The 24,692-nt window shown below is 72.4% G+C and carries 17 protein-coding genes and 1 pseudogene; 10 read left to right on the top strand and 8 right to left on the bottom strand.

The window, feature by feature from the left end; all coding sequences use genetic code 11:
* Positions 1 to 70 precede the first annotated feature (70 nt).
* Genes FB157_RS07885 through FB157_RS07875 form a run of 3 tightly spaced genes read left to right on the top strand, consistent with a single transcriptional unit; the run spans position 71 to position 2,615 of the window.
* Positions 71 to 1,498, top strand: a complete 1,428-nt coding sequence (locus FB157_RS07885) for a S8/S53 family peptidase (RefSeq protein ID WP_145877343.1) — start codon at positions 71 to 73, stop codon at positions 1,496 to 1,498.
* Entirely contained in the window at positions 1,495 to 2,133 is a 639-nt protein-coding gene (locus tag FB157_RS07880; protein ID WP_186581398.1) for an RNA polymerase sigma factor, read from the top strand. The genes FB157_RS07885 and FB157_RS07880 overlap by 4 nt, the downstream gene beginning before the upstream one ends.
* The gene (locus FB157_RS07875) at positions 2,130 to 2,615 is read left to right on the top strand and encodes a hypothetical protein (RefSeq protein ID WP_186581397.1); all 486 of its coding nucleotides are present in this window, start codon (positions 2,130 to 2,132) and stop codon (positions 2,613 to 2,615) included. The genes FB157_RS07880 and FB157_RS07875 overlap by 4 nt, the downstream gene beginning before the upstream one ends.
* Before the next feature lie 67 nt (positions 2,616 to 2,682).
* On the opposite strand, the gene FB157_RS07870 is transcribed toward FB157_RS07875, so the two are convergent.
* From FB157_RS07870 to FB157_RS07860, 3 genes are all read right to left on the bottom strand, one after another.
* Entirely contained in the window at positions 2,683 to 3,474 is a 792-nt protein-coding gene (locus FB157_RS07870; protein WP_145877339.1) for an N-formylglutamate amidohydrolase, read from the bottom strand.
* A gap of 131 nt (positions 3,475 to 3,605) precedes the next feature.
* Positions 3,606 to 4,511 (bottom strand): LLM class flavin-dependent oxidoreductase, encoded by a 906-nt coding sequence (locus tag FB157_RS07865; protein ID WP_145877337.1) that lies wholly within the window; start codon positions 4,509 to 4,511, stop codon positions 3,606 to 3,608.
* 185 nt (positions 4,512 to 4,696) lie between these two features.
* Entirely contained in the window at positions 4,697 to 6,916 is a 2,220-nt protein-coding gene (locus FB157_RS07860; protein ID WP_145877335.1) for an NADP-dependent isocitrate dehydrogenase, read from the bottom strand.
* Between the two features lie 217 nt (positions 6,917 to 7,133).
* On the opposite strand from FB157_RS07860, the gene FB157_RS07855 reads away from it, so the two are divergent.
* Complete coding sequence (locus FB157_RS07855; protein WP_145877333.1) at positions 7,134 to 8,678, top strand: M1 family metallopeptidase; 1,545 nt, start codon at positions 7,134 to 7,136, stop codon at positions 8,676 to 8,678.
* A 61-nt stretch (positions 8,679 to 8,739) separates the two neighbouring features.
* Here the strand turns inward: FB157_RS07855 and FB157_RS07850 are convergent, their stop codons facing one another.
* The 3 genes from FB157_RS07850 to FB157_RS07840 all read right to left on the bottom strand — a co-directional run bounded on the left by FB157_RS07850 (position 8,740) and on the right by FB157_RS07840 (position 12,567).
* Entirely contained in the window at positions 8,740 to 9,837 is a 1,098-nt protein-coding gene (locus FB157_RS07850; RefSeq protein ID WP_145877332.1) for a mechanosensitive ion channel family protein, read from the bottom strand.
* Positions 9,838 to 10,023: 186 nt separating this feature from the next.
* Positions 10,024 to 11,550, bottom strand: a complete 1,527-nt coding sequence (locus tag FB157_RS07845; protein WP_145877330.1) for an amino acid permease — start codon at positions 11,548 to 11,550, stop codon at positions 10,024 to 10,026.
* Positions 11,551 to 11,586: 36 nt separating this feature from the next.
* Positions 11,587 to 12,567 carry a hypothetical protein gene (locus tag FB157_RS07840; RefSeq protein WP_145877328.1) on the bottom strand — a complete coding sequence of 327 codons (981 nt, stop codon included), beginning with the start codon at positions 12,565 to 12,567 and terminating at the stop codon, positions 11,587 to 11,589.
* Between the two features lie 254 nt (positions 12,568 to 12,821).
* Here FB157_RS07840 and FB157_RS07835 point away from each other — a divergent pair, with 254 nt between their 5' ends.
* The 3 genes and pseudogenes from FB157_RS07835 to FB157_RS07825 all read left to right on the top strand — a co-directional run.
* Positions 12,822 to 14,252 (top strand): FGGY family carbohydrate kinase, encoded by a 1,431-nt coding sequence (locus FB157_RS07835; protein ID WP_145877327.1) that lies wholly within the window; start codon positions 12,822 to 12,824, stop codon positions 14,250 to 14,252.
* Positions 14,249 to 15,655 (top strand): FAD-dependent oxidoreductase, encoded by a 1,407-nt coding sequence (locus FB157_RS07830; RefSeq protein WP_145877325.1) that lies wholly within the window; start codon positions 14,249 to 14,251, stop codon positions 15,653 to 15,655. Before FB157_RS07835 ends, FB157_RS07830 begins: the two co-directional genes overlap by 4 nt.
* A pseudogene (locus FB157_RS07825) lies at positions 15,652 to 16,590 on the top strand (FAD-dependent oxidoreductase); the annotation flags it as partial. The gene FB157_RS07830 and the pseudogene FB157_RS07825, both read left to right, overlap by 4 nt.
* Positions 16,591 to 17,011: 421 nt before the next feature.
* On the opposite strand, the gene FB157_RS07820 reads toward FB157_RS07825, so the two are convergent.
* Complete coding sequence (locus FB157_RS07820) at positions 17,012 to 17,776, bottom strand: crotonase/enoyl-CoA hydratase family protein (protein ID WP_145877321.1); 765 nt, start codon at positions 17,774 to 17,776, stop codon at positions 17,012 to 17,014.
* A 45-nt stretch (positions 17,777 to 17,821) separates the two neighbouring features.
* Positions 17,822 to 18,805 (bottom strand): lysylphosphatidylglycerol synthase domain-containing protein, encoded by a 984-nt coding sequence (locus FB157_RS07815; protein ID WP_391333822.1) that lies wholly within the window; start codon positions 18,803 to 18,805, stop codon positions 17,822 to 17,824.
* A gap of 204 nt (positions 18,806 to 19,009) precedes the next feature.
* Between FB157_RS07815 and FB157_RS07810 the strand changes: the two genes are divergently transcribed.
* From FB157_RS07810 to FB157_RS07800, 3 genes are all read left to right on the top strand, one after another.
* On the top strand, positions 19,010 to 20,887 hold the full coding sequence (locus FB157_RS07810) for an ABC transporter ATP-binding protein (protein WP_145877905.1): 1,878 nt from the start codon (positions 19,010 to 19,012) through the stop codon (positions 20,885 to 20,887).
* 203 nt (positions 20,888 to 21,090) lie between these two features.
* Positions 21,091 to 22,449 (top strand): ricin-type beta-trefoil lectin domain protein, encoded by a 1,359-nt coding sequence (locus FB157_RS07805; RefSeq protein ID WP_145877317.1) that lies wholly within the window; start codon positions 21,091 to 21,093, stop codon positions 22,447 to 22,449.
* A gap of 22 nt (positions 22,450 to 22,471) precedes the next feature.
* Complete coding sequence (locus FB157_RS07800) at positions 22,472 to 24,664, top strand: RICIN domain-containing protein (protein WP_145877316.1); 2,193 nt, start codon at positions 22,472 to 22,474, stop codon at positions 24,662 to 24,664.
* The last annotated feature ends 28 nt before the right edge of the window (positions 24,665 to 24,692 follow it).

Raw genomic sequence — 24,692 nt, 5'->3', positions numbered from 1 at the left:
TGCGGGCTGTATCAATCGGTCGACGGGCGACTCTGACTGTCGGAGCACTGTCTCAGGGGGAGGACACACCATGGCACCACAGCGATTCCACGAGCAGTTCCACCACATCCAGCGCTCGATGCCCGACGTGCCGCTGGCCATGGGCCCGGACGACGACGCCCACTTCCTCTACGAGAAGGGTGTCGTCCTCGCCCGCGACGGTGAGGAGGCCCGGCTGGTCGAGGACACCGTGCGCACCCATTTCACCGACACCCGGGGCCTGGTCCCCGACCACGTGCGCCGCACCGGCCCGGACACCAACCGCACCGGCGTCACCCGCATCCGGGTCGGCGACCCCGCCCAGGGCGACGACGTCGTCCCGCACGCCCTGCGCGCCCTCCGGGAGGCCGAGGGACGCCAGGGACGCCGGCTGGTCCGCCGCAACCACGTGATCCACATCGCCCCGGTCAACGCCTGCCCCGGTGACGAGCCCGTGCCCGCGCCGCGCAGCGAGCCGCCCAACCCGGCGTCCCAGGAGAGCCTCCACGACCCGGACACCGCCGTCGGCGTCCTCGTCATCGACACCGGTCTGGTGCACGACTACCGGTCCTACCCGCTCCTCGCCCACACCACGGGCGATCCGCAGGTGACCGAGACCGGCCCCGACGGAGTGCTCCGGCAGTACGTCGGCCACGGCACGTTCATCGCCGGGATCGTCGCGGCGGTCGCGCCCAACACCGACGTCACCGTGCGGGGCACCCTCGGCGACGTGGGCGCCATGCTGGAGTCGGAGTTCGGCGCGAAGCTGTTCGAGGCCGTCGACGAGGGCGGCTGGCCCGACATCATCAGCCTCTCCGCGGGCACCACCACCGGGTCGGGTGAAAGCCTCATCGGTCTCGAGGCGTTCATGCGCGAACTCCGTGAGCAGCGCACGCTGCTGGTGGCCGCCGCGGGCAACAACGGCAGCGACGCCCCGTTCTGGCCCGCCGCCTACGGAGCCCTGCCGGAGTACGCGGACAGTGTGCTGTCGGTCGGCGCGCTGCGCGGGGACGGCGAGTCGGGCGCCTGCTTCAGCAACCACGGCCCCTGGGTGCACGTCTACGCCCCGGGTGAGCGCCTGACCAGTGCCCTCACCGGCTTCGACGTCCCGGTGCCGTACGTGTACCAGCACTCCACCTACGACGCCTGCCGGTTCGGCGCCACCTACGCCTGCACCTGCCAGTACCCGCGCCACACCGGCGTGTTGAGCGACCCGGGCGAGAGCAGCGCGGCCAAGCCCGACCAGGTCATGTTCGACGGTCTCGCACAGTGGAGCGGCACCTCGTTCGCCACCCCGGCCGTCGCCGCGCTCGTCGCCGCCCACATGACGGCTCACAAGGAGCGCGACCCGCGCGCGGCCCGCGCACAACTGCTCGCTTCCCTCACGGAATCCGCCGAGGTGCGCGGGGCGCATGTCCCGGCGCTGCGGCCGCCCACCTGGCGCCCGGTTCAGGTCGCGACCCCGGCCGGGCCCGCATGAGGGCCGGAACCCTCCGCTCCACGGCGTACGATGACGTGCCGTACACGAGGGGTGGAGCCGTGGACCGTACAGAGGTCGGGGCGCTGGTCCGGTCTGCCGTCGACGGCGACGCCGCGGCCTGGAAGGCGCTGGTGGAAGGGATGAGTCCGCTGGTGTGGTCGGTGGTGCGCGCGCACCGGCTCTCGGACGCGGACGGGCACGAGGTCTACCAGACCACGTGGTTCCGTTTCGCCCAGCACCTCGGCCGGCTCCGGGAGCCCGACAAGGCGGGCGCCTGGCTGGCCAGTACGGCCCGGCACGAGTGCCTGAAGGTGCTCAAAGGGCTGACGCGGCTGACGCTCACGGACGATCCGCAGGTGCTGGACCGGGCGAGCGAGGAGCGGACCCCCGAGCAGACGCTGATCGACGCCGAAGAGGAGGCGGACCAGGCCGAGCGGATCCGCCGGCTGTGGCAGGAGTTCGAGGCGCTCGGCGAGCGGTGCAGGCAGCTGCTGCGGGTGCTGATGGCCTCGCCGCCGCCGAGCTATCTGGAGGTGTCGGCCGCGCTCGGTATCGCGGTCGGCAGCATCGGGCCCCTGCGCCAGCGCTGTCTGCGCCGGCTGCGGGCCCGACTGGACGCACGGGGGGCGGCATGAGCGGCGTGCACGGGAACGGATTTCCCGAAGAGGACTTCGACGACCCGGGGTTCGACGGCGATCTGCTGGAGGAGGAGCTGCGCCAGGCGGCCGCCGTGCTGGACCCCGTTCCCGCCGAGCTGCGCCAACTGGCCCTCGAGGCGTATGCGTTGCACGACCTGGACGCCCGGATCGCCGAGCTGACCTTCGACTCGCTCGTGGACGCGCTGCCGGTCAGGGGAGTGCCGGACGCCCCGCGGATGCTGACCTTCCGCGCGGGCGGGCTGACCGTCGACGTCGAGGTCACCGGGGAGGGGCTGATCGGCCAGGTGCTGCCGCCCCAGTCGGCGCGCATCGAGGTGCTGGGCGGCCCGCAGACGGCCCGGCCGGTCACGGTCGACACCCTCGGCCGCTTCACCAGCGAGCAGCCGCCCGCCGGCCCGTTCGCCCTGCGGCTGCGGACCGGCGGCGAGGTGATCGTCACGGAGTGGCTGCGGGCCTGAACCGGATCACCGGACCTGGCCGGCGGGTGCGGTCTCCTCGGTCGCGGGAGTGCTCCGGCCGGGAGGCCTACAAGGCGTCGACGAGCGCGGCCAGCGCGGCGGCGAGACCCTCCAGACCCGGTCCGGCCGGCCCGCCCGGCTCGGTCATGTAGGTGTCCCGCCGGATCTCCACCATCAGCGCGCTCACCCGCTGGTCGCGCCCGTAGTACTCCAGCGGTACGTATGTTCCGCCGAAGGGACTGTCCAGCCCGGTGTCCCCGCACGCGGAGAACGCCTTCCGCGCCGCCTCCCGCAGCTCGGGCGGTGTGTGGAAGGCGTCCGTGCCGATGCACACGGGCGGCCGCGGACCCGTCCCGTGCAGCTCGTACGGCAGCGGCCGGCTCGGGTAGGAGTGGACGTCGATCACCACCGCCCGCCCGGTCGCGGCGAGCCGCCCCGCCACCGCCTCCGTCATCGCCCGCGCGTAGGGCCGGAAGTACCGCTCGACCAGGGGCTCGGGATCGGTGTCCGCGGCCCGCAGCTCGCCCCGGTGCGTGGTCCGCGTGTACACCGCCCCCATGCCGACGGCGAGCATCTCCTCCCGCTCGTCCGGGAACCGCTCCGGATCCACGACGAGCCGCGACAGCCGGTTGACGAACCGCCAGGGGGTGAGCCCGGCCAGCTCCACCGCCCGCTGGGCGATCCTGGCGGTGTGCGCGTCGGTGATGTGGTCCAGCTCCACCCCGAGCGCCGTGTCGTCGAGGAGGATCCCCTTGCGCACGTCCTCCGGGATCGCCCGCGCGGAATGCGGAACGTGCAGCAGCACGGGCGATTCGGCGGCGCCGGGCCGGAGTTCGAACGAGGGGGCGGACTCGGTCACGGGCTGCTCCAGGCGTTGTCGACGTGCTGTGGTGCAGGCTCAGGGTGCCAGCGGTACAGGACCGAACAGGCCTGTACGAAACGTGACATGAAGACGTCACACATGACATGTTGCCGCAACCCTACGTCGCGTCACCGCAGTCGGGCGAGGAGATCCGGCAACAGCCCGGGCTGCCGTGCCAGTTCCGGCGTCGGGGCGATGTACAGCACCACGGTGGTGACTGCCGGGTGCAGATGAGCGCGGATCCGTTCCCGCACGGCCGCCGGCTCGCCGTGCAGCCACAGGGCGTCCACCAGCTCCGGCGGCAGCGTGGCTTCGGCGCCCGCGCGGTCGCCGGCGTGGAAACGGTCGTACGACTCCTTGAGCAGCTCGCCACGCCCGAGCCACTCGTGGAAGGCGTGGTACGGCTTCTGGTTGAGGATCCAGCCGAGGAAGTTCCTGCCCGCCCGGCGGGCGTGGGCGGCGTCCGGCGTCGGGCACAGGAACAGCTTGAGCACCGTCTCCTTGCCGGGGCGCGGTGCGCCGAGGACCTTCGGCAGGTCCTCCTCGGTCAGCAGGTTGAGCACGGCTCCGTCCGCGTCGTCGTACGCCACCTGCCGCATCCTCGACCGCAGGGCGCCCACGAGGACACCGACGTCCTGCCCGTGCAGCGCCTGCTTCAGGAAGCGGACCGTGTCGCGCACCCGGGCGAGGGGGCGCTCGTGCGGGACGCCGTTGAGGGCGGTGGTGTGGGCGGGTACGGAGGCGCCGACACCGAGCAGCACCCGGCCCTCGGCCAGCGCGGCGAGGCCGGCGGCCGTCTGGGCGAGGATGCCAGGACCCCGGGTGAACACCGGGACCACGCCCGTCCCCAGCCGCAGCCGAGGCTGCCAGGCGGCCGCCGCGGCGAGCGGCGTGAACGCGTCGACGCCACCGCCCTCACCGGTCCACACGTCCGTGTAACCGAGATCGGGCAACGCCTCGACGGTACGCCGGTGCGCGGGCAGGGCGTGCGCGGGCAGCGGGAGGTTGACGCCCCAGTGGGCCGGTTCGGTCATGGGTGCCTCTCGTGGGCGGGGGCTGGTGCCGACGGGAGGATCCTCACCGGGACGCGCTTCGCCCGACAGGTTCTCGCGGGTCCTGTCACGCAGGGTTCACACACCCCGGACATGGCTCCGCCCCGGCCGGGGGTACCGACCGGGGCGGGTGCTCACTCACGGCCGCGGCGCGGGCGCCGCGGGCGTCAGCTCAGCGAGGCGAGGGCCTCGTTCCAGGTGGCCGACGGGCGCATGACCGCGTCCGCCTTGGCCTTCTCCGGCTGGTAGTAGCCGCCGATGTCGGCCGGGGAGCCCTGGACCGCGAGCAGCTCGGCGACGATCGTCCCCTCGTTCGCCGCGAGGTTCTCGGCGAACGCGGCGAAGGCCTTCGCCAGGTCGGCGTCGTCGGTCTGCGCGGCCAGCTCCTGCGCCCAGTACAGGGACAGGTAGAAGTGGCTGCCGCGGTTGTCGATGCCGCCGACGCGACGGGTCGGGGACTTGTCCTCGTTGAGGAAGGTCGCCGTGGCGCGGTCGAGGGTGTCGGCGAGGACCTGGGCGCGGTTGTTGCCGGTGGTGGCCGCGTACTGCTCGAAGGCGGGCACCAGGGCGAAGAACTCACCGAGCGAGTCCCAGCGCAGGTAGTTCTCCTTGACGAGCTGCTGGACGTGCTTGGGCGCGGAGCCGCCGGCGCCCGTCTCGAACAGGCCGCCGCCCGCCATCAGCGGGACGACCGACAGCATCTTGGCGCTGGTGCCCAGCTCCAGGATCGGGAACAGGTCGGTCAGGTAGTCGCGCAGCACGTTGCCGGTGACCGAGATGGTGTTCTCGCCGCGGCGGATGCGCTCCACCGACAGCTTGGTGGCCTCGACCGGGGACAGGATCTTGATGTCCAGGCCCTCGGTGTCGTGCTCCGGCAGGTACTGCTTCACCTTGGCGATCAGGTTGGCGTCGTGGGCGCGGCCCTCGTCCAGCCAGAACACGGCCGGGTCGCCGGTGGCGCGGGCGCGGGTGACGGCCAGCTTGACCCAGTCGCGGATCGGGTCGTCCTTGGTCTGGCAGGCGCGGAAGATGTCGCCCTTGCCGACCGGCTGCTCGATCAGGACGTTGCCGGCCTGGTCGAGGACGCGGACCGTGCCCGCGGCCGCGATCTCGAAGGTCTTGTCGTGGGAGCCGTACTCCTCGGCCTTCTGCGCCATCAGGCCCACGTTCGGGACCGAGCCCATGGTCGACGGGTCGTAGGCGCCGTGGGCGCGGCAGTCGTCGATGACGGCCTGGTACACACCGGCGTAGGAGGAGTCCGGGATCACCGCGAGGGTGTCGTGCTCCTGGCCGTCCGCGCCCCACATGTGGCCGGAGGTGCGGATCATCGCCGGCATGGAGGCGTCGACGATGACGTCGGACGGCACGTGCAGGTTGGTGATGCCCTTGTCGGAGTCGACCATGGCGAGGGCCGGGCCCTCGGTCAGCTCGGCGTCGAAGGAAGCCTTGATCTCGGCGCCCTCGGGCAGGTTCTCCAGGCCCTTGAGGATGCCGCCCAGACCGTCGTTCGGGGACAGGCCGGCCGCGGTGAGCGTCTCGCCGTACTTCGCGAACGTCTTCGGGAAGAAGGCGCGCACGACGTGACCGAAGATGATCGGGTCGGAGACCTTCATCATCGTGGCCTTCAGGTGCACGGAGAAGAGGACACCCTCCTCCTTGGCGCGGGCGACCTGCGCGGCGAGGAACTTGTTCAGCTCGGCGACGTGCAGGACGGAGGCGTCGACGACCTCGTCCTTCTTGACCGGTACGGACTCGCGCAGCACGGTGGTGGTGCCGTCCTCGCCGACCAGCTCGATCTTCAGGGCGCCGGCCTCGGAGATCACCACGGACTTCTCGGTGGAGCGGAAGTCGTTCTCGCCCATGGTCGCCACGTTGGTCCTGGACTCGGAGCTCCAGGCGCCCATGCGGTGCGGGTGGGTCTTGGCGTAGTTCTTGACCGAGGCGGGGGCGCGGCGGTCGGAGTTGCCCTCACGCAGGACCGGGTTCACGGCGGAACCCTTGATCTTGTCGTAGCGGGCGCGGATCTCGCGCTCCTCGTCGGTCTTCGGGTCGTCCGGGTAGTCCGGCAGCGCGTAGCCCTTGCCCTGCAGCTCGGCGACGGCGGCCTTGAGCTGCGGGATCGACGCCGAGATGTTCGGCAGCTTGATGATGTTGGCTTCGGGGGTCTTGGCCAGCTCGCCCAGCTCGGACAGCGCGTCGGGGATGCGCTGGTCCTCGTTCAGGTACTCCGGGAAGACGGCGATGATGCGCCCGGCCAGCGAGATGTCCCGGGTGTCGACGGCGACACCGGCCTGCGAGGCGTACGCCTGGATCACCGGCAGGAACGAATGCGTCGCCAGGGCCGGGGCCTCGTCTGTGTAGGTGTAGAAGATGGTCGAGTCAGTCACCGGGTGCTCCGCTCCACGTCTGCAACATTGCTCGACATCAAGATATCTCGTGATCGGGCTGGGCTCGACAGGGGTCCTGGCCGGAAAACATGGCGTACGGGTGCAACCGCATGCCCGCCTCTGTGGTCATGACAAAAGATCGCTCACTGACCATGCGCGATCGCCCACCGACCGGCGGCCGGGCCTGACCCCCCGGCCGCCCGAGCAAAGGCGGACGATGAGATATCGCACCCGAGTGACGGCCCCGGCGGCCGTCCTGATCGGTACGACGGCTGCGCTGGCCCTGGGCTCCCCGGCCCAGGCCGCCCCGGGCAGGCCCACGGGGGAGCCGGGCCCGGAGACCCTCGGCGACCCGGTCTTCCCGGCCCTCGGCAACGACGGCTACCGCGTGTCGGCGTACCACCTCGACCTGGCCTACGACCCCACGACCAGGCTGGTCGACGCCACCGCCACCCTGCGCATCCGCATGGACCGGGCACTGACCCGCTTCTCCCTCGACGCCCTCGGCCTCGACATACGCTCCGTGCGCGTCGGCGGCCGCGAGGCCGTCTGGGAGCAGGCGGACGAGAAGCTGCGCGTCACGCCCGACTGCCCGCTCCCGGAGAAGGCGGTCGCGACCGTCCGCGTGGAGTACTCCGCCGACCCGCGCCGCACCCTCGCGCACACCGCCTGGGTCCCCACCGAGGACGGCTTCGCGATCTGCCCGCAGCCGAACTCCGCGCACACCGTCTTCCCGTGCAACGACCACCCCTCGGACAAGGCGGACTTCAGCTTCCGCATCACCGTTCCGAACGGGCTGCGCGGCGTCGCCAACGGCACGCTCACCGGCACCGAGGAGCTGGACGGCGGCCGTACGGCCTACTCGTACTGCTCGGCCGCGCCGATCGCCACCGAACTCGTCCAGATCACGGTCGGCGACTACGTGATCAAGGACCGCGAGGGACCGCACGGCCTGCCCCTGCGCGACGTCGTCCCCACCGCCCGCGCCGCCGCCCTGGAACCGGCCCTCGCCCTCACCCCCGGCCTGGTGACCTGGCTGGAGGACCGCCTGGGCGCCTTCCCGTTCGAGACGTACGGCCTGCTGCCGTGCAACTCCGACGACCCGAAGGCCTTCGACTTCACCGGTCTCGAGACCCAGACCCTCACCCTGTACAAACCGAACTTCCTGCTGCAGGAGGAGAAGAAGATCGGCTCGCACATGATGCACGAGCTGGTCCACTCCTACTTCGGCAACCTGGTCAGCCCCGCCACGTGGGCCGACCTGTGGCTGAACGAGGGCCACGCCGACTTCTACGGGCTCCTCTACCGCTACGAGCGCGGCTGGGCCGACTCCCTGGGCCTCACCACGATGGAGGCCCGGATGAAGGACACCTACGCCCGCGGCGACCAGTGGCGCCACGACTCGGGCCCGGTCGCCGCGCCCAATGCCGTCAACCTCTTCGACAGCCAGCGCTATCTGGGCGGCGTGCTCGTCCTGTACGCCTTCCGGGAGCTGGTCGGCGAGGACGTCTTCCACACCGTCGAGCGCACCTTCCTGGAGCGCTTCCGCCACTGCTCGGCGTCCACGGACGACTACATCGCCGTCGCCTCGGAGGTCACCGGCCAGGACCAGTCCGGCTTCCTGCGCGACTGGCTCTACGGCACGAAGACCCCGCGCATGCCCGGCCACCCCGACTGGACGGTGAACCCGGTCAGCTCGTCCTTCGCGGCCCCGCACAGCGGACGCGGCGGCCACTGGCACGAGAACTCGGCGACGCTCTGACGCACCCGTGGCGGGCGGAGCCGGGCCCGGCTCCGCCCGCCACGTACCGCACGGCCGCCCGTCACCCCTGGTCGGTCAGGGCCGAACCCGGCACCGCGTCCTCCCCGCTGCGCTGCTGCGGGATCACCACCGCGCCCTGCTGCAGCGCCACCGTCCGGGTCGGGGCCGGGATGCGGATGCCCTCCTCGCGGTAGCGGCGGTGCAGACGCTTGATGAACTCGTGCTTGATGCGGTACTGGTCGCTGAACTCGCCGACGCCGAGGATCACCGTGAAGCCGATGCGGGAGTCCCCGAAGGTGTGGAATCGGATGGCGGGCTCGTGGTCCGGGAGAGCGCCGGTGATCTCGGTCATGGTCTGGGCGATGACCTCGGTCGTGACCCGCTCGACGTGGTCCAGATCGCTGTCGTAGCTCACGCCCACCTGCACCAGGATCGTCAACTGCTGCTCGGGGCGCGTGAAGTTGGTCATGTTGGTCTTCGCCAGCTGGCCGTTGGGGATGACCACCAGGTTGTTGGACAGCTGGCGGACCGTCGTCTGGCGCCAGTTGATGTCCACGACGTACCCCTCCTCACCGCTGCTCAGCCGGATGTAGTCGCCCGGCTGGACGGTCTTGGAGGCGAGGATGTGGATGCCCGCGAACAGGTTGGCGAGGGTGTCCTGGAGGGCGAGGGCGACGGCCAGACCGCCGACACCGAGGGCGGTGAGCAGGGGCGCTATGGAGATGCCCAGCGTCTGCAGCACCACCAGGAAGCCGATGGCCAGGACCAGGACCCGGGTGATGTTGACGAAGATGGTGGCCGAACCCGCCACGCCCGAGCGGGACTGGGTGACCGAGCGGACCAGACCCGCCACGACCCGGGCCGCGGACAGGGTCACCACGAAGATCAGCCACACCTGGAGGATCTGGTTGGTGTGGTGCTGGACGGTGTGGGTCAGCGGCAGCACCGCCGCGGCCGCCGCGAGACCGCCCACGATCGCCGCCCAGGGGACGACGGAGCGCAGCGTGTCCACGATGACGTCGTCACCGCTCCACTTGGTCCGCTTGGCGTGCTTGGCCAGCCAGCGCAGCACCGTGCGGGACAGGAACGCCAGCACCAGGCCCGCGGCCACGGCGATGCCGGCGAGAACGAGGTCGTCCAGGGTCAGCGTGCGGTTCACCGGTCACCTCCGGGGCGCAAAGCTGCTGCGGAGAGCCTGATGTGAAGTGTCGTCACGTTGCCACCTGCTCGATGTCCGGAATGTGCGATCGCGCCGCCGCCGGGACAACGGCGGTCGGCGCGATCGTTCATCCTGCCGTATCCGGCGCACCGGTTCGTACCAGGACCGGTGCGCCGGGCGGACGTCTCAGACTATGCCCTCGGCGAGTTCGGCCTGGTCGCGGTCGCTGCCGTAGGCGGCGGTGGTGGGCGTGCCGTACGAACGGCGGGCGACGTACCACCAGATGCTGGCCAGGACCAGGACGACGGCGAGGGCCACCGCCGCGTAGTTCATGGTGTCGACGGTGACCGGCGAGGACTGCGGCAGGCAGAACAGGACCGTCACACAGGCCACCCACACCACCGCGATCCAGCCGACCGGTCTGCTCCACCGGCCCAGGTGCCACGGACCCGGCTGGAAACGGTCGCCCGCGCGCAGCCGGAGCAGGATGGGGATGGCGTAGGCGGGGGTGATGCCGATGACGTTGATGGCGGTGACCGCGCCGTACGCCGTCGCCGAGTACAGGGACGGCAGGGCCAGGACGCCCGCGACGATCACCGACAGCCACACGGCCGCGACCGGGGTCTGGGTGCGGCTGCTCACCTTGCGCCACAGGTGCGAACCCGGCAGGGCGCCGTCCCGGCTGAACGCGAACACCATGCGGCTGGCCGCGGCCACCTCGGCGTTCCCGCAGAACAGCTGGGCGACGATCACGACGAGCAGCAGCGCGCTCGCGCCGTCGGTGCCGAGCCCGTCGAGCAGGATCTGCGCGGGCGGCACACCGGTGTCGGTGGTGCGCGTGGCGTCGTAGTCCTGGATGGCGAAGGTCAGGCCGGCGAGCAGCACGAAGCCCGCGATCCACGACACCCAGATGGACCGGACGATGCCCTTCGCCGCGCACACCGAGGCGTTGGAGGTCTCCTCTGAGAGGTGGGCGGAGGCGTCGTACCCGGAGAACGTGTACTGGGCGAGCAGCAGGCCGATCGCGGCCACATAGAGCGGGTTCGACCAGCCGGTGTCGTTGACGAACTTGGTGAACACGAAGGACGGCGACTGGTGGTGGTCCGGGACGATCGCCAGCGCCCCGACGATGAGCGCGACACCGGCCAGGTGCCACCAGACGCTGACCGAGTTGAGCAGGCTGACCAGGCGGACGCCGAACAGGTTCAGGACGGCGTGCAGCAGCAGGATCGCGCAGAAGATCAGCATGGTCCTGCCCGGTGTCGGCTCGAAGCCCCACTGGAGGTTGGCGAAGGCCCCGGTGAACAGGGCGGCGCCGTAGTCGATTCCGGCGATCGCGCCGAGCAGACCGAGCAGATTCAGCCAGCCCGTGTACCAGCCCCAGCGCCGGCCGCCGAGCCGGTCGGCCATGTAGTACAGGGCACCGGAGGTCGGATAGGCGCTGGTGACCTCGGCGAGCGCGAGTCCCACGCACAGCACGAACAGGCCGACACCCGCCCAGCCCCACAGCATCACGGCGGGCCCGCCGGTGCCAAGCCCGAAGCCGTACAGGGTCATGCAGCCGGACAGGATCGAGATCACCGAGAAGCTGATCGCGAAGTTGCCGAAGCCGCCCATGCGGCGGGCCAGCACCGGGCGGTAGCCCAGCTCGCGCAGCCGCCGCTCCTCGTCGTGCTGCGGCCGGGCGGGCGTGGGCGATGGATCGGGGGACATGCGGGAACCTCCGGGGGTGAGGAAGGGGAAGGGGCGTCAGACGCCCTCGGCGGCCGCGCGAGAGCGGTCCCTGGCCTGCAGGAACACCTCCACGGCACGGCCCCGGTCCGGGGTGCGGTACATCCACGGGGGCGGCGTGACGTACGGGCCGATCGCGTCGAACACCCGGGCCGCGTCCGGGAACTGATGGGCGCCCCACAGGGCGTGCGCCAGATGGTTGAGGTCCAGCAGCGAGCGTTCGGCCCGGGGCGTCTGCTCGAACCAGGAGTGCAGCGCGCGCCGCGCCTCGCGGGTCGCGTCCTCCGCCACCCAGTGCAGGTCGAGCGCCGCGTCGTGGCCGCTGGAGCGCCGGTAGCGCTCGACCCGCACGTACAGCGGCAGCAGGTGCAGCGCAGACCCGGGCGGCGCCGAACCGGCCGCCCACTGGGCGTAGCCCGCGGCCTCGGCGAGCCGGCCCGAGGAACCGATCGTGTACAGGAACTGCAGCATCCGGTGGTGGGCCTCGCGGTTGTGCGGGTCGCGCCGGCCGGCCTCGGCCAGCAGCCCCCACGGACCCGGCGGCAGCATCGGCTCCGGCGGCGGCGCCCGGTGCTCGTCCCAGCGCTGCTCCGGGTCCAGCTGGGCGAGCGCCAGCAGGCAGACCCAGGGAACGGGGTCGTGCGGGGCGGTCTGGCTGGCGGTCTGCGCGGCGTCCCACGCCTCGATCCACAACTCGTGCGTACGGCGGTGGCCCTCGCGCTGCGCCCGCAGGGCACGCTCCACGCCGACCCGGGCGTGCATCACCGTGGCCGGCACACTGTGCGGCTCCTCCGCGAGCCAGGCCCGCACCACGTCGGTACCGGCCGCGGCGGTCGCGAGGACCTGGGTGCGCTGGGTCCACTGCCACCAGCTCGTGGTGTCCGCGAGCAGCGCGCGCATCGCCATCCAGCGCCCCGTGCGCAGATCCTGGAGGGCGGTGCGTAAGGGCCCGTCGTGGCCGGCGGGGTCGTACGAGGGGCGTGCTCCATCTCTGGCCATCAGCCACCCGCCCCGGTCCGCGAGCGGACGGGCGGGGTGGCGGGGTGCGGTAGCAACAGCCCTCCTCTGGGCGGTGGTCGAGCGCCTCCTGCGGGTCGGCGGTCACTATAGGGGTGTCACTTCCGCCTTGCCATTGTTGTCAACTCAACTACCTGGAATGGCAGTTGACCGGTGTCTGACCCGGCTTGACGCCGGACACGGCCCGACGGCAGGCTGTTCGCGCCGATCTTCGAAGGGGCGTGCGGGAGGATGCGATGACGGGGCCGGTGCTCGCCGTCGACCAGGGCACGTCCGGCACCAAGGCGCTGGTGGTCTGCCCCGAACGAGGGGTCCTGGGCGCCGGGTTCGCCGATGTGACGCCCCGGCACCTGCCCGGCGGTCTGGTCGAGGTGGATCCGGCCGAGCTGTACGCCTCGGTCCTCGACGCCGGCCACCGCGCACTCGCCGAGGCGGGCGAGGACGTCGTGGCGATGGGCCTGGCCAACCAGGGCGAGACCGTCCTCGCCTGGGACCCGGCGACCGGCCGGCCGATGACCGAGGCCCTCGTCTGGCAGGACCGGCGCGCCGAGACCGTCTGCGCCGGACTCGCCGAGCACGCCGAGGAACTGCGGCAGCTGACCGGTCTGCCCCTCGATCCGTACTTCGCCGCACCCAAGATGGCCTGGATCCGCCGCCATCTCACCCGCGAGGGCGTCGTCACCACCTCCGACGCCTGGCTGGTCCACCGCCTCACCGGCGCCTTCGTCACCGACGCGGCCACCGCCGGCCGCACCCAGCTGCTCGACCTCGACCGTGTCCAGTGGTCGCCACGCGCGCTGGACGCGTACGGGCTGTCGGACGAACGGCTCCCGCAGGTGGTCGACAACGCGCAACCCGTGGGCACCACCAGCGCGTTCGGCCCCGAGATCCCGCTCACCGGACTCGCCGTCGACCAGCAGGCGGCCCTGCTCGCCCAGCGGATCACCGGACCCGGCGCCGCCAAGTGCACCTACGGCACCGGGGCGTTCCTGCTCGCACACACCGGCCGAACCCCGCGGCGCGGCACCTCCGGCCTGGTCAGCTGCGTCGCCTGGCGGCTCGCCGAAGACACCGGCTACTGCCTCGACGGGCAGGTCTACACGGCCGCCTCCGCCGTGCGCTGGCTCACCGACCTCGGCGTCATCTCCTCGGCCGCCGACCTCGACCCGGTCGGCGGCGCCGTCCCCGACAGCGGCGGCGTCACCTTCGTCCCCGCCCTCGCCGGGCTCGCCGCCCCCTGGTGGCGCGGCGACCTGCGCGGCTCCCTGACCGGACTCGGCCTCGACACCGGCCCCGGACACCTGGTGCGCGCCCTGTGCGAGGGCGTGGCGGCCCAGGTCGTCGAGCTGGCGGAGGCCGCCGCGGCCGACCTCGGCACCCCGCTCGACGCGCTGCGCGTCGACGGCGGCCTGACCCGCTCCGCCCTCCTCATGCAGACCCAGGCCGACCTGCTGCAACTCCCCGTCGAGGTCTCCGCCCTGCGCGACGCCACCGCACTCGGCGCCGCCACCCTCGCCCGGCTCGGCGCGGACCCTGCACTGGGCGTGGAAGACGCCCTGCCCGACTGGAAGCCCGCCACCGTGTACGAGCCCCGCATCCCGGCCGACCGGGCCGCCGAACGCCTGGCCGGCTTCCGCAGCGCGGTCGCCGCCCTGCTCGACTCATGACGGTCACCGCGCAGGGGCCGCTGCCCGGGCACACGTACGACGTGGCGGTCGTCGGCGCCGGAGTCGTCGGCTGCGCCGTCGCCCGCGAACTCGCCCGCCACCCCCGGCTGCGCATCGCGCTGGTCGAGGCGCAGGACGACGTCGGCCAGGGCACCTCCAAGGCCAACACCGCGATCCTGCACACCGGTTTCGACGCGACCCCGGGCACCCTGGAGGCCCGGCTGGTCCGCGAGGGCCACCAGCGGCTGGCCGCGTACGCCGCCGAGTGCGGCATCCCCGTCGAAGAGGTCGGCGCCCTGCTCGTCGCCTGGGACGAGGAACAGCTCGCCGCCCTGCCCCGCCTCGCCGAGAAGGCCGAGCGCAACGACTACCCGCACACCCGACTCCTCGGCGCCGAGGAGCTGTACACCCGCGAACCGCACCTCGGCCCCGGCGCGCTCGGCGCCCTGCACGTGCCCGGCGAGAGCATCATCTGCCCGTGGACGACGACCCTGGCGTACGCCACCCAGGCGGTCCGAGCCGGCGTCGACCTGCACCTGAACACCCGTGTGGAGCAGCTGAGCCGGGACGCCGCCCGAGGGCACCTCCTGACCACCGCCAGAGGCACCCTGCGCGCCCGCCACCTGGTCAACGCGGCCGGACTGCACGCCGACAGCCTCGACCGGGAGCTCGGCCACGACGACTTCACCGTCACCCCGCGCCGCGGCCAGCTCATCGTCCATGACAAGCTCGCCCGCCCCCTGGTCCGGCACATCCTCCTCCCCGTCCCGACCGCCCTCGGCAAGGGCGTCCTGGTCGCCCCCACCGTCTACGGCAACGTCCTGCTCGGCCCCACCGCCGAGGACCTGGACGACAAGCGGGCCACCGGCTCCACCGCCGAAGGCCTCGCGCTGCTGCGGGAGCAGGGCGGCCGCATCCTGCCCGCGCTGCTGCGGGAGGAGGTCACCGCCGTCTACGCCGGGCTGCGCGCGGCCACCGAACACGAGGACTACCGCATCCACGCCCATCCCGGGCAGGCGTACGTCACCGTCGGTGGCATCCGCTCCACCGGCCTGACCGCGTCCCTGGCGATCGCCGCACACGTCGTCGGCCTGCTGACCGGGACCGGGCTCGACGCCGGACCGGCCCGCGACCTCGACCCGGTCCGCATGCCCAGCCTCGGCGAGGCCTTCCCGCGCCCCCACCAGCGGCCCGAACTCATCGCTGCGGACCCGGAGTACGGCACCCTCGTCTGCCACTGCGAGCGCGTCTCCCGCGGCGAGATCCGCGACGCGCTCGCGAGTACGATCCCGCCGCGTACTCTGGACGGTCTGCGCCGCCGCACCCGGGCCCGGGCGGGTCGCTGCCAGGGCTTCTACTGCGGGGCGGCGGTACGGCAGTTGTTCGAGGAGGCACGCACATGACCGCCCACCGGAGGGTCGACGTCCTGGTCGTCGGCGCCGGTCCCGCCGGACTCGCGGCCGCGGCCCGGCTGGCCGCCGCCGGTGCCGGCCGGGTCGAGGTGCTGGAGCGGGACGCACAGGCCGGGGGAGTGCCCCGGCACTGCGCCCACGGCGGCTTCGGCACCTGGGTGCGGCGACTGACCGGGCCGCAGTACGCCCGGCTGCTCGCCGAGGGTGCCGCGCACACCGGGGCCGTCCTGCGGACCGGCGTGACGGTTCTGGACTGGGCGGGCCCGCGCACGCTCACGACGGTCGGCCCCCAGGGACCGGAGACGATCGAGGCCGAGGCCGTCGTCCTCGCCACCGGCTCCCGTGAACGCCCCCGCGCGGCCCGGCTGGTGCCCGGCACCCGGCCCGCCGGCGTCTACACCGGTGGCGAACTCCAGCAGGCGGTGCACCTGTTCGGACAGCCGATCGGCACCCGCGCGGTGGTGGTCGGCGCGCAGCGGGTCTCCTACTCGGCGGCCGACACCCTGCGCACCGCCGGTGTGGCGGTCGTGGCCCTGCTGACCGATCAGCCTCGCGCCCAAGCACCGCTGCTGCGCGCCCAGTCGGCCCGCCTCGGCCACCGCGTCCCGCTCCTCACGGACACCACGGTCACCGAACTCCTCGGCCACGGCCGGCTGTCCGGCGTCCGCCTACGGCACCGCGACGGCCGCACGGCCACGCTGCCCTGCGACACGGTCGTCTTCACCGGTGACTTCGTCCCCGAGAACGAACTCGCGCGCCGGGCCGGCATCACACTGGACGGAAGCCCGCACACCTCGCGGCCGGGCGTCTTCGCCGTCGGCGCCGTACTGCACCCCGGCCAGCGGGCCAGGGCGGCGAGCTGGGCCGGCGCGGAAGCGGGCGGTGCGGTGCTGGAGTGGCTGGCGGGAGAGGAATGGCCGACGGACGGGGCCGCCTAGGCCTCGTGCTCGCGAGCCCCTCCGGGCCCCGTGCTCGGGGGTACCTCCGGGCCCTGTGCTCTCGGGTGTGTCCAGGCCTTGTGCTCGCCGGTTTCTGCAGGCCCTGTGCGCTCAGGTCCGTCCAGGCTCCGTGCTCGCGGGTACCTCCGGGCCCTGTGCTCTCGGGTGTGTCCAGGCCTTGTGCTCGCCGGTTTCTGCAGGCCCTGTGCGCTCAGGTCCGTCCAGGCTCCGTGCTCGCGGGTACCTCCGGGCCCTGTGCTCTCGGGTCCGTCCAGGCCCTGTGCGCTCCGGTCCCTCCGGGCCTTGTGTTCGCCAGTTCCTCCAGACCCCGTGCTTACTGGCCCGGGTAGGACCGGCGCTCACGGGCCCGGGCAGGACCGGTGCTCACAAGCCCGCGTAGGACCCCCGCTCACAGGTCCGTGTAAGACCCGTGCCGTCCCGCACCCCCGGCGAAGCGTGCCGCTCCCTCCAGGCCTTCCGTCAGCACACCCATGCCGTGTCGCAGCTCGCCCCGCAGGGCGCTCTCCTCGTCCATGCCCTCCTGATCCAGCGCCGAGGCCCGGTCGCCGCGCAGGCAGGCCTGCGGGAAGCGGGCGATCCCGGCCGCCAGTTCCTCGGCCTCCGCGCGGGCGTGGCCGGTCGGGACCAGACGGTTGGCGAGGCCGATGTCGTAGGCCTCGCGGGCCGGGACCGGACGGCCGGTGAGAATCATGTCCATGGCCCGGCCGGTGCCGATCAGCCGGGGCAGCCGTACCGTGCCGCCGTCGATCAGCGGTACGCCCCAACGGCGGCAGAACACCCCGAACACGGCGTCCTCCTCGGCGACCCGGAGGTCGCACCACAGGGCCAGTTCGAGGCCGCCCGCCACGGCGTGCCCCGCGACGGCGGCGATCACCGGCTTGGACAGCCGCATCCGGGTCGGCCCCATCGGGCCGTCGCCCTCCTCGGCGACCCGGTTGCCGCGCTCGCCGCCCATCGCCTTCAGATCGGCGCCCGCGCAGAACGTGCCGCCCTCGCCCCACAGCACCGCCACCCGCGCGTTGCCGTCGGCCTCGAACGCCCGGAAGGCGGCGGCGAGTTCGGCGGCCGTGGGACCGTCCACCGCGTTGCGGACCTCGGGTCGGGACAGGACGACCGTGGTGACGTGTTCCTTGCGCTCCACGCGGACCGGCACGGCGGATGCTCCTTCGGAGGGGGCGGCTCGGAGGGCCACTCTGCCTCAGATGACCTTCAGCCGCACCAGTGCCCCCAGCGTCAACGCCCCCGGCAGCAGCGGGACCCAGACGGTGATGATGCGGTAGGCGAGCACCACCGCCGTGGCCACCGCCACCGGACCGCCCGCCGCCACCAGCGCCACGATCAGCGCCGCCTCGACCGAGCCGATCCCGCCCGGTGTGGGCACCAGGGCCACCGCGACCGTCGCGGCCAGGTATGCGAGCGCCATGTGGGCGGGCGGCACCGGCAGTCCCAGCGCCTGTCCCACCGCCACCAGCCCGGCCGCCTGGAGCGCGGGGAAGGCGAGCGAGCCGCCCCACAGCGCGAGCGCCCGGGCCGGACGCGTGTGCACCGAGCGGGCCTCGCCCAGGGCGGTGCGGACGAAGCCGAGCACGGGCGTGCGCAGGCGTCGTACGAGGGCCAGCGCGGCCACCGCCACCGCGAGCACCGCGCCCGCGACGGCCAGCACCGGTCCGCCGGCCCCGTCGGGCAGCAGGGTGCCCAGGCGCAGCGCGTCGGGGAAGGCGAGCAGCAGTGCGGCCAGCAGGCTCAGCCGGCCGACCGACTCGGCGAGCAGATACAGCGCCAGAGCCGCGGAGGAGCGGGCCAGCGGCACCCCGCACACGCTCATGAACCGCAGGTTGACCGCGCCGGCGCCCAGCCCCGTCGGCAGCAGGTGGTTGGCCGAGCCCGCCGCGAACTGCGTCGCCAGCAGCCGCCACCGGGGCAGCCGCTGGACGACGGCGCCCTGCCGGGTGACGGCCGCGGCCACCCAGGTCAGGCAGGTGGCGCCGGCCGCCGCGAGCAGCCAGGGCCACGAGGCGGTCCGCAGCTGTCCGAAGCCCTCGGCGAGCACCGACCGGTGCCGCACCGCGACGACGGCGACGAGCAGGAGCGGGAGCAGGCACAGGATCTGCCGCACGGGGACGCGCCGGGCGAGCCGGGGGAGGTGTCCCTCACGGAGGTCGGGGAGTCGTACCGCTGTCACATCGGGAGAGGTTTTCCGTGCCGTGCCAACGGCGGGTGGCCGACGCGGGGACGGCGGCTTACGGACGGGCAGCGGATGGGCGGGGAGGGGCATGGGGGCCTTCGCGTGCGAGGACGTAGCGGACGAAGAGGACGTGGGCGGGGGTGAAATGGCGCGGACATTGACCTCAACGAAGCTTGAGGTCCTACGTTCTCTCCCATGAGCATGGAGACCACCGCCTGGACGCAGCTGCACAGCGTGATGACCGCGCAGCAGGAACGCCGTCCCCTCGCCCGCGCCACGTTGCGCCGTATCGCCGCCTTCGCCCGCCCGCACCGCGCGGGCATCGTCCGTTTCGTGCTGCTCGGGGTGGTGACCGCACTGCTCGCCGTCGCCACGCCCGTGCTCGCCGGCCGTGTCGTCGACACGATCGTGGCGGGTCACGACTCCGGGAAGGTCGTCCGGCTCTCGCTGCTCATCGCGCTCGTCGCCCTCGCGGAGGCGGGGCTCGGCATCCTCGGCCGGCGCCTGTCGGCGACGCTCGGGGAGGGACTCATCCTCGACCTGCGCACGGCCGTGTTCGATCATGTGCAGCGCATGCCCGTCGCGTTCTTCACACGTACCCGTACGGGCGCGCTGGTCAGCCGTCTCAACAACGACGTGATCGGCGCCCAGCGGGCCTTCGCCAACACCCTGTCGGGGGTGGTGACCAATCTGGTGACCCTGGTGCTCACCCTCGCCGTCATGCTCACCCTGTCCTGGCAGATCACCCTGCTCTCGCTGCTGCTGCTGCCGGTGTTCGTGCTGCCGGCCCGCCGTATGGGCAGCCGGATGGCCCGGATGCAGCGGGAGGCGGCGGAGCTGAACGCGGCCATGGGCACCCGGATGACCGAGCGCTTCTCCGCGCCCGGCGCCACCCTGGTCAAGCTGTTCGGCCGCCCGGAGGAGGAGTCGGCCGAGTTCGCGGACCGCGCCCGCCGGGTGCGTGACATCGGCGTACGCACGGCGACCGCCCAGTCGCTGTTCATCACCGCCCTCACCCTCGTCTCCGCCCTCGCCCTGGCCCTCGTCTACGGCCTCGGCGGCTGGTTCGCGCTGCGCGGCACCCTGGAGGCGGGCGCGGTCGTCTCCCTCGCCCTGCTGCTGACCCGGCTCTACGCCCCGCTCACCGCCCTCGCCGGAGCCCGCGTGGAGGTGATGAGCGCCCTGGTCAGCTTCGAGCGGGTCTTCGAGGTGCTCGACCTGAAGCCGCTCATCGAGGAGAAGCCGGACGCCGCCGAGGTGCCCGAGGGTCCGGTCGCGGTCGAGTTCGAGGACGTCACCTTCTCCTACCCGTCCGCCGACCAGGTCTCCCTCGCCTCCCTGGAGGAGGTGGCCGCGCTCGACACCCGCGGCGGCGCCGAAGTCCTGCACGGCATCTCGTTCCGCGCCGAACCCGGCCAGACCGTCGCCCTCGTCGGCTCCTCCGGCGCCGGCAAGTCCACCATCGCCCAGCTGCTGCCGCGTCTGTACGACGTCGACGCCGGGGCCGTGCGCATCGGCGGGACCGATGTCCGGGACCTGACCGCCGCCTCCCTGAGAGGCACCCTCGGCATGGTCACCCAGGACGGCCATCTCTTCCACGACACTGTCCGCGCCAACCTGCTGCTGGCCCGGCCGACCGCCTCGGACGAGGAGCTGTGGGACGCCCTCGGCCGCGCCCGGCTGGCCGACGTCGTTCGGTCCCTGCCCGACGGTCTGGACACGGTCGTGGGCGAGCGCGGCTACCGGCTTTCCGGCGGTGAGCGCCAGCGCATGACCATCGCCCGGCTGCTGCTGGCCCGCCAGCGCGTGGTCATCCTCGACGAGGCCACCGCCCATCTGGACAACACCTCCGAGGCGGCTGTCCAGGAGGCGCTCACCGAGGCGCTGGAGGGCCGCACCGCCGTGGTGATCGCCCACCGTCTGTCCACCGTCCGGGCCGCCGACCAGATCCTGGTCGTCGAGGCCGGCCGGATCGTGGAGCGGGGCACGCACGACGAACTCCTCGCTGCGGGCGGCCGGTACGCGGAGCTGCACCGCACGCAGTTCGCCCGGCGGGACGGCGAGGTGACCGCGGTCTGATGCGGAGGCCGGGGGTGGGCTGCGGCCGGGCCGTGTTCCGGTCGCTGCCCACCCCTTGCTGCATTCCCTCTTGACTCCAGTGGTCCGGACCTTTAACTTCACGCCTTAAACAAAGACTCCGGATGCACTCAACGCGCAGCCGCCGCACGTGTGTTGAGCGTGCCCCGGGGCACCTCCCCCCACGCGAAGGGCCGTCCCCGCACATGGCCAGACCACTCCCCGCAGCCGTCTCGCTCGCCGCCCTGTCCCTCGCCACCGGCCTGCTCACCGCAGCCCCGGCCCAGGCCGCCACCGGCACCATCACCGGTCTTGCCGGCAAGTGTCTCGACGTCGCCGGCGCAAGTTCCGCCGACGGCACGGCCGTCCAGCTCTACGACTGCAACGGCACCGCCGCCCAGCAGTGGACCGTCGGCAGCGACGGCACCGTCCGCGCCCTCGGCAAGTGCCTCGACGTCACGGGGAACTCGACCGCCGACGGCGCCAAGCTCCAGCTGTGGTCCTGCACCGGCGGCGCGAACCAGAAATGGACCGTCACCGCCGCCCACGACATCGTCAACCCGCAGGCCGACAAGTGTCTGGACGCCACCGGCAACTCCTCGGCCAACGGCACCCGCGCCCAGATCTGGAGCTGCAGCGACGGCGCCAACCAGAAGTGGAACGCGCCCGCGGCGGACGGCGGCACCGCCCCGTCCGCGCCGATGGCCGTGGCACCGTACCTCTACAACGGCTGGGGCAGCCCGCCGAACCCGAGCACGATCACCCAGGCCACCGGCGTGAAGTGGTTCACGCTCGCCTTCGTGCTCAGCAACGGCTACTGCAACCCCCAGTGGGACGGCAGCCGGCCGCTGACCGGCGGAGCCGACCAGCAGACCGTCACCACCGTGCGGGCGAACGGCGGTGACGTGATCCCGTCGTTCGGAGGCTACAGCGGCAACAAGCTGGAGAGCTCCTGCTCCAGCCCGGGCGAACTCGCCGCCGCCTACCAGAAGGTGATCAACGCCTACGGCCTGAAGGCGATCGACATCGACATCGAGGCCGACGCCTACAGCAACCCCACCGTGCAGCAGCGCACCGTGGACGCCCTCAAGACCGTGAAGACCGCCAACCCCGGTCTGAAGGTGTACATCACCATCGGCACCGGGCAGAGCGGCCCCGACACCGGCCTCATCAACCGGGCCGCCGCCTCCGGGCTGACCGTGGACGCCTGGGCGATCATGCCGTTCGACTTCGGCGGCGCAGGACAGAACATGGGCAACCTGACCACGCAGGCCGCCGAAGGCCTCAAGAACGCGCTGAGGAACGCCTACCACTACAGCGACGACCAGGCCTACCGGGACATGGGCATCTCGTCCATGAACGGCATCACCGACAACAACGAGACCGTCACGGTGAGCGACTTCCGGACCATCCTGGCCTACGCCCAGCAGCACCACCTCGCCCGGCTCACCTTCTGGTCCGCCAACCGCGACCGCCCGTGCACCGGCGGCCCCGCCGACAGCTGCTCCGGCGTCTCCCAGTCCGCCTGGGACTACACCCGCGTCTTCGCCGGCTACACCGGCTGATCCCCGTCCGTCAGGAGAACCCGTGCTTCCCCTCACCCGCCGTCGCAGACCGACGGCCGGCGCGCTGGCCGCCGTGGCCGCCGCGTCCCTGCTCACCGCGGCACCCGCGCATGCCGCGACCTCCGCGGCCGCCGCCCTGCCCACCGGCCCCGCCACCGTGCTGAACGCCGCGAGCGGCAAGTGCCTGGACGCCAAGGCGGCCGGCACCGCCAACGGCACCGTCGTGCAGCAGTACACCTGCAACGGCACCACCGCACAGCAGTGGAGCTTCACCGCGACCGGCGACGGTTACGTCCGTATCGGCAACGGCAACAACACGGGCCAGGTCGTGGACGTCGCCGACGTCTCCACCGCCGACAACGCCCAGGTGCACCTGTGGAGTTACGGAGGCGGCGCCAACCAGCAGTGGCTGCCGGTGGACGACGGCGGCGGCGCCTTCCACCTCGTCAACCGGGGAAGCGGCAAGTGCCTGGACGATCCGGGCGCCTCGCTCGCGGACAGCGTGCAGTTCGTGCAGTACACGTGCAACGGCACCGCCGCCCAGCGCTTCCAGGTGGTTCCGGTGACCCAGTCCGCCGGCAACCCCGACCTCGGCCCGAACGTCGTCGTCTTCGACCCGTCGATGTCGTCCTCGGCCATCCAGGGCAAGCTGGACACCATCTTCAAGCAGCAGGAGACCGACCAGTTCGGCTCCCAGCGCTACGCCGTGCTGTTCAAGCCCGGCGCCTACAGCGCGGACGTCAACGTCGGCTTCTACACCCAGGTGCTGGGCCTCGGCCGCACCCCGGACGCCGTCTCCGTCAACGGAGCGGTGCACGCGGAGGCGGACTGGTTCCAGGGCAACGCCACCCAGAACTTCTGGCGCGGCGCCGAGAACCTGTCGGTCAACCCCACCGGCGGCAGCGACCGTTGGGCGGTCTCGCAGGCGGCGCCGTACCGGCGGATGCACCTGCGGGGCAACCTGGCCCTGGACGACGGCGGCTGGTCCAGCGGCGGCTACCTCGCCGACAGCAAGGTCGACGGGCAGGTCGACTCCGGCACCCAGCAGCAGTGGCTGACCCGGAACTCCCAGCTGGGCAGCTGGACCGGGGCCAACTGGAACATGGTCTTCGTAGGCAGCCAGGGCGTACCCTCCACCAGCTTCCCCAAGCCCCCGTACACGACGGTCGCGCAGAGCCCGGTCAGCCGGGAGAAGCCGTTCCTGTACGTCGACGGCAACGGCGCCTACCAGGTGTTCGTGCCGTCGGTGCGGTCCAGCTCCACCGCGACCAGCTGGGCCGGCGGCAGCCCGGCGGGCAGCTCGCTGCCCCTGGACAGCTTCTACGTGGTCAAGCCGGGCGCGACCGCGTCGCAGATCGACTCCGCGCTCGCCGCGGGCAAGAACCTCCTGGTCACACCGGGCGTCTACCACCTGGACCAGACCCTGAAGGTGACCCGCCCCGACACCGTCGTCCTCGGCCTCGGTCTCGCCACCTTCGTCCCGGACAACGGCATCACCGCGATGACCGTCGCCGACGTCGACGGCGTGAAGATCGCGGGCCTGCTCTTCGACGCCGGCACCACCAGCTCGAAGACCCTGCTCGAGGTCGGGCCGACCGGCTCCGCCGCCTCCCACGCGGCCGACCCCACCTCCCTGCACGACGTCTACGTCCGCGTCGGCGGCGCGGGCGTCGGCAAGGCCGCCACCAGCATCGTCGTCAACAGTGACAACGTCATCGGCGACCACATGTGGATCTGGCGCGCCGACCACGGCAGCGGCGTCGGCTGGACCAGCAACACCGCCGACACCGGGCTCGTGGTCAACGGCGACGACGTGACCATGTACGGGCTGTTCGTCGAGCACTTCCAGAAGTACCAGGTGCTCTGGAACGGCAACGGCGGCCGCACCTACTTCTTCCAGAACGAGATGCCGTACGACCCGCCCAACCAGGCGGCCTGGATGAACGGCTCCACCCAGGGCTACGCCGCCTACAAGGTCGCCGACTCGGTCACCGGCCACCAGGCCTACGGCCTCGGCAGCTACTGCTACTTCAACGTCAACCCCTCCGTCACCGCAGCGCACGCCATCGAGGCACCGAACACCGCCGGCGTCCGCTTCACCAGCATGGTGACCGTGTCCCTCGGCGGCACCGGCACCATCAGCCACGTCGTCAACAACACGGGAGGACCGTCGAACCCGGCCGGCAACGTGGCGAACGTCGTCAGCTATCCGTGACGACCCTCAGGGCGGCGAGGGCGAGCTT

Source organism: Streptomyces sp. BK340 (assembly GCF_007827595.1).
Lineage (GTDB): Bacteria > Actinomycetota > Actinomycetes > Streptomycetales > Streptomycetaceae > Streptomyces.
This window is presented reverse-complemented; position numbering and strand designations above follow the sequence as displayed.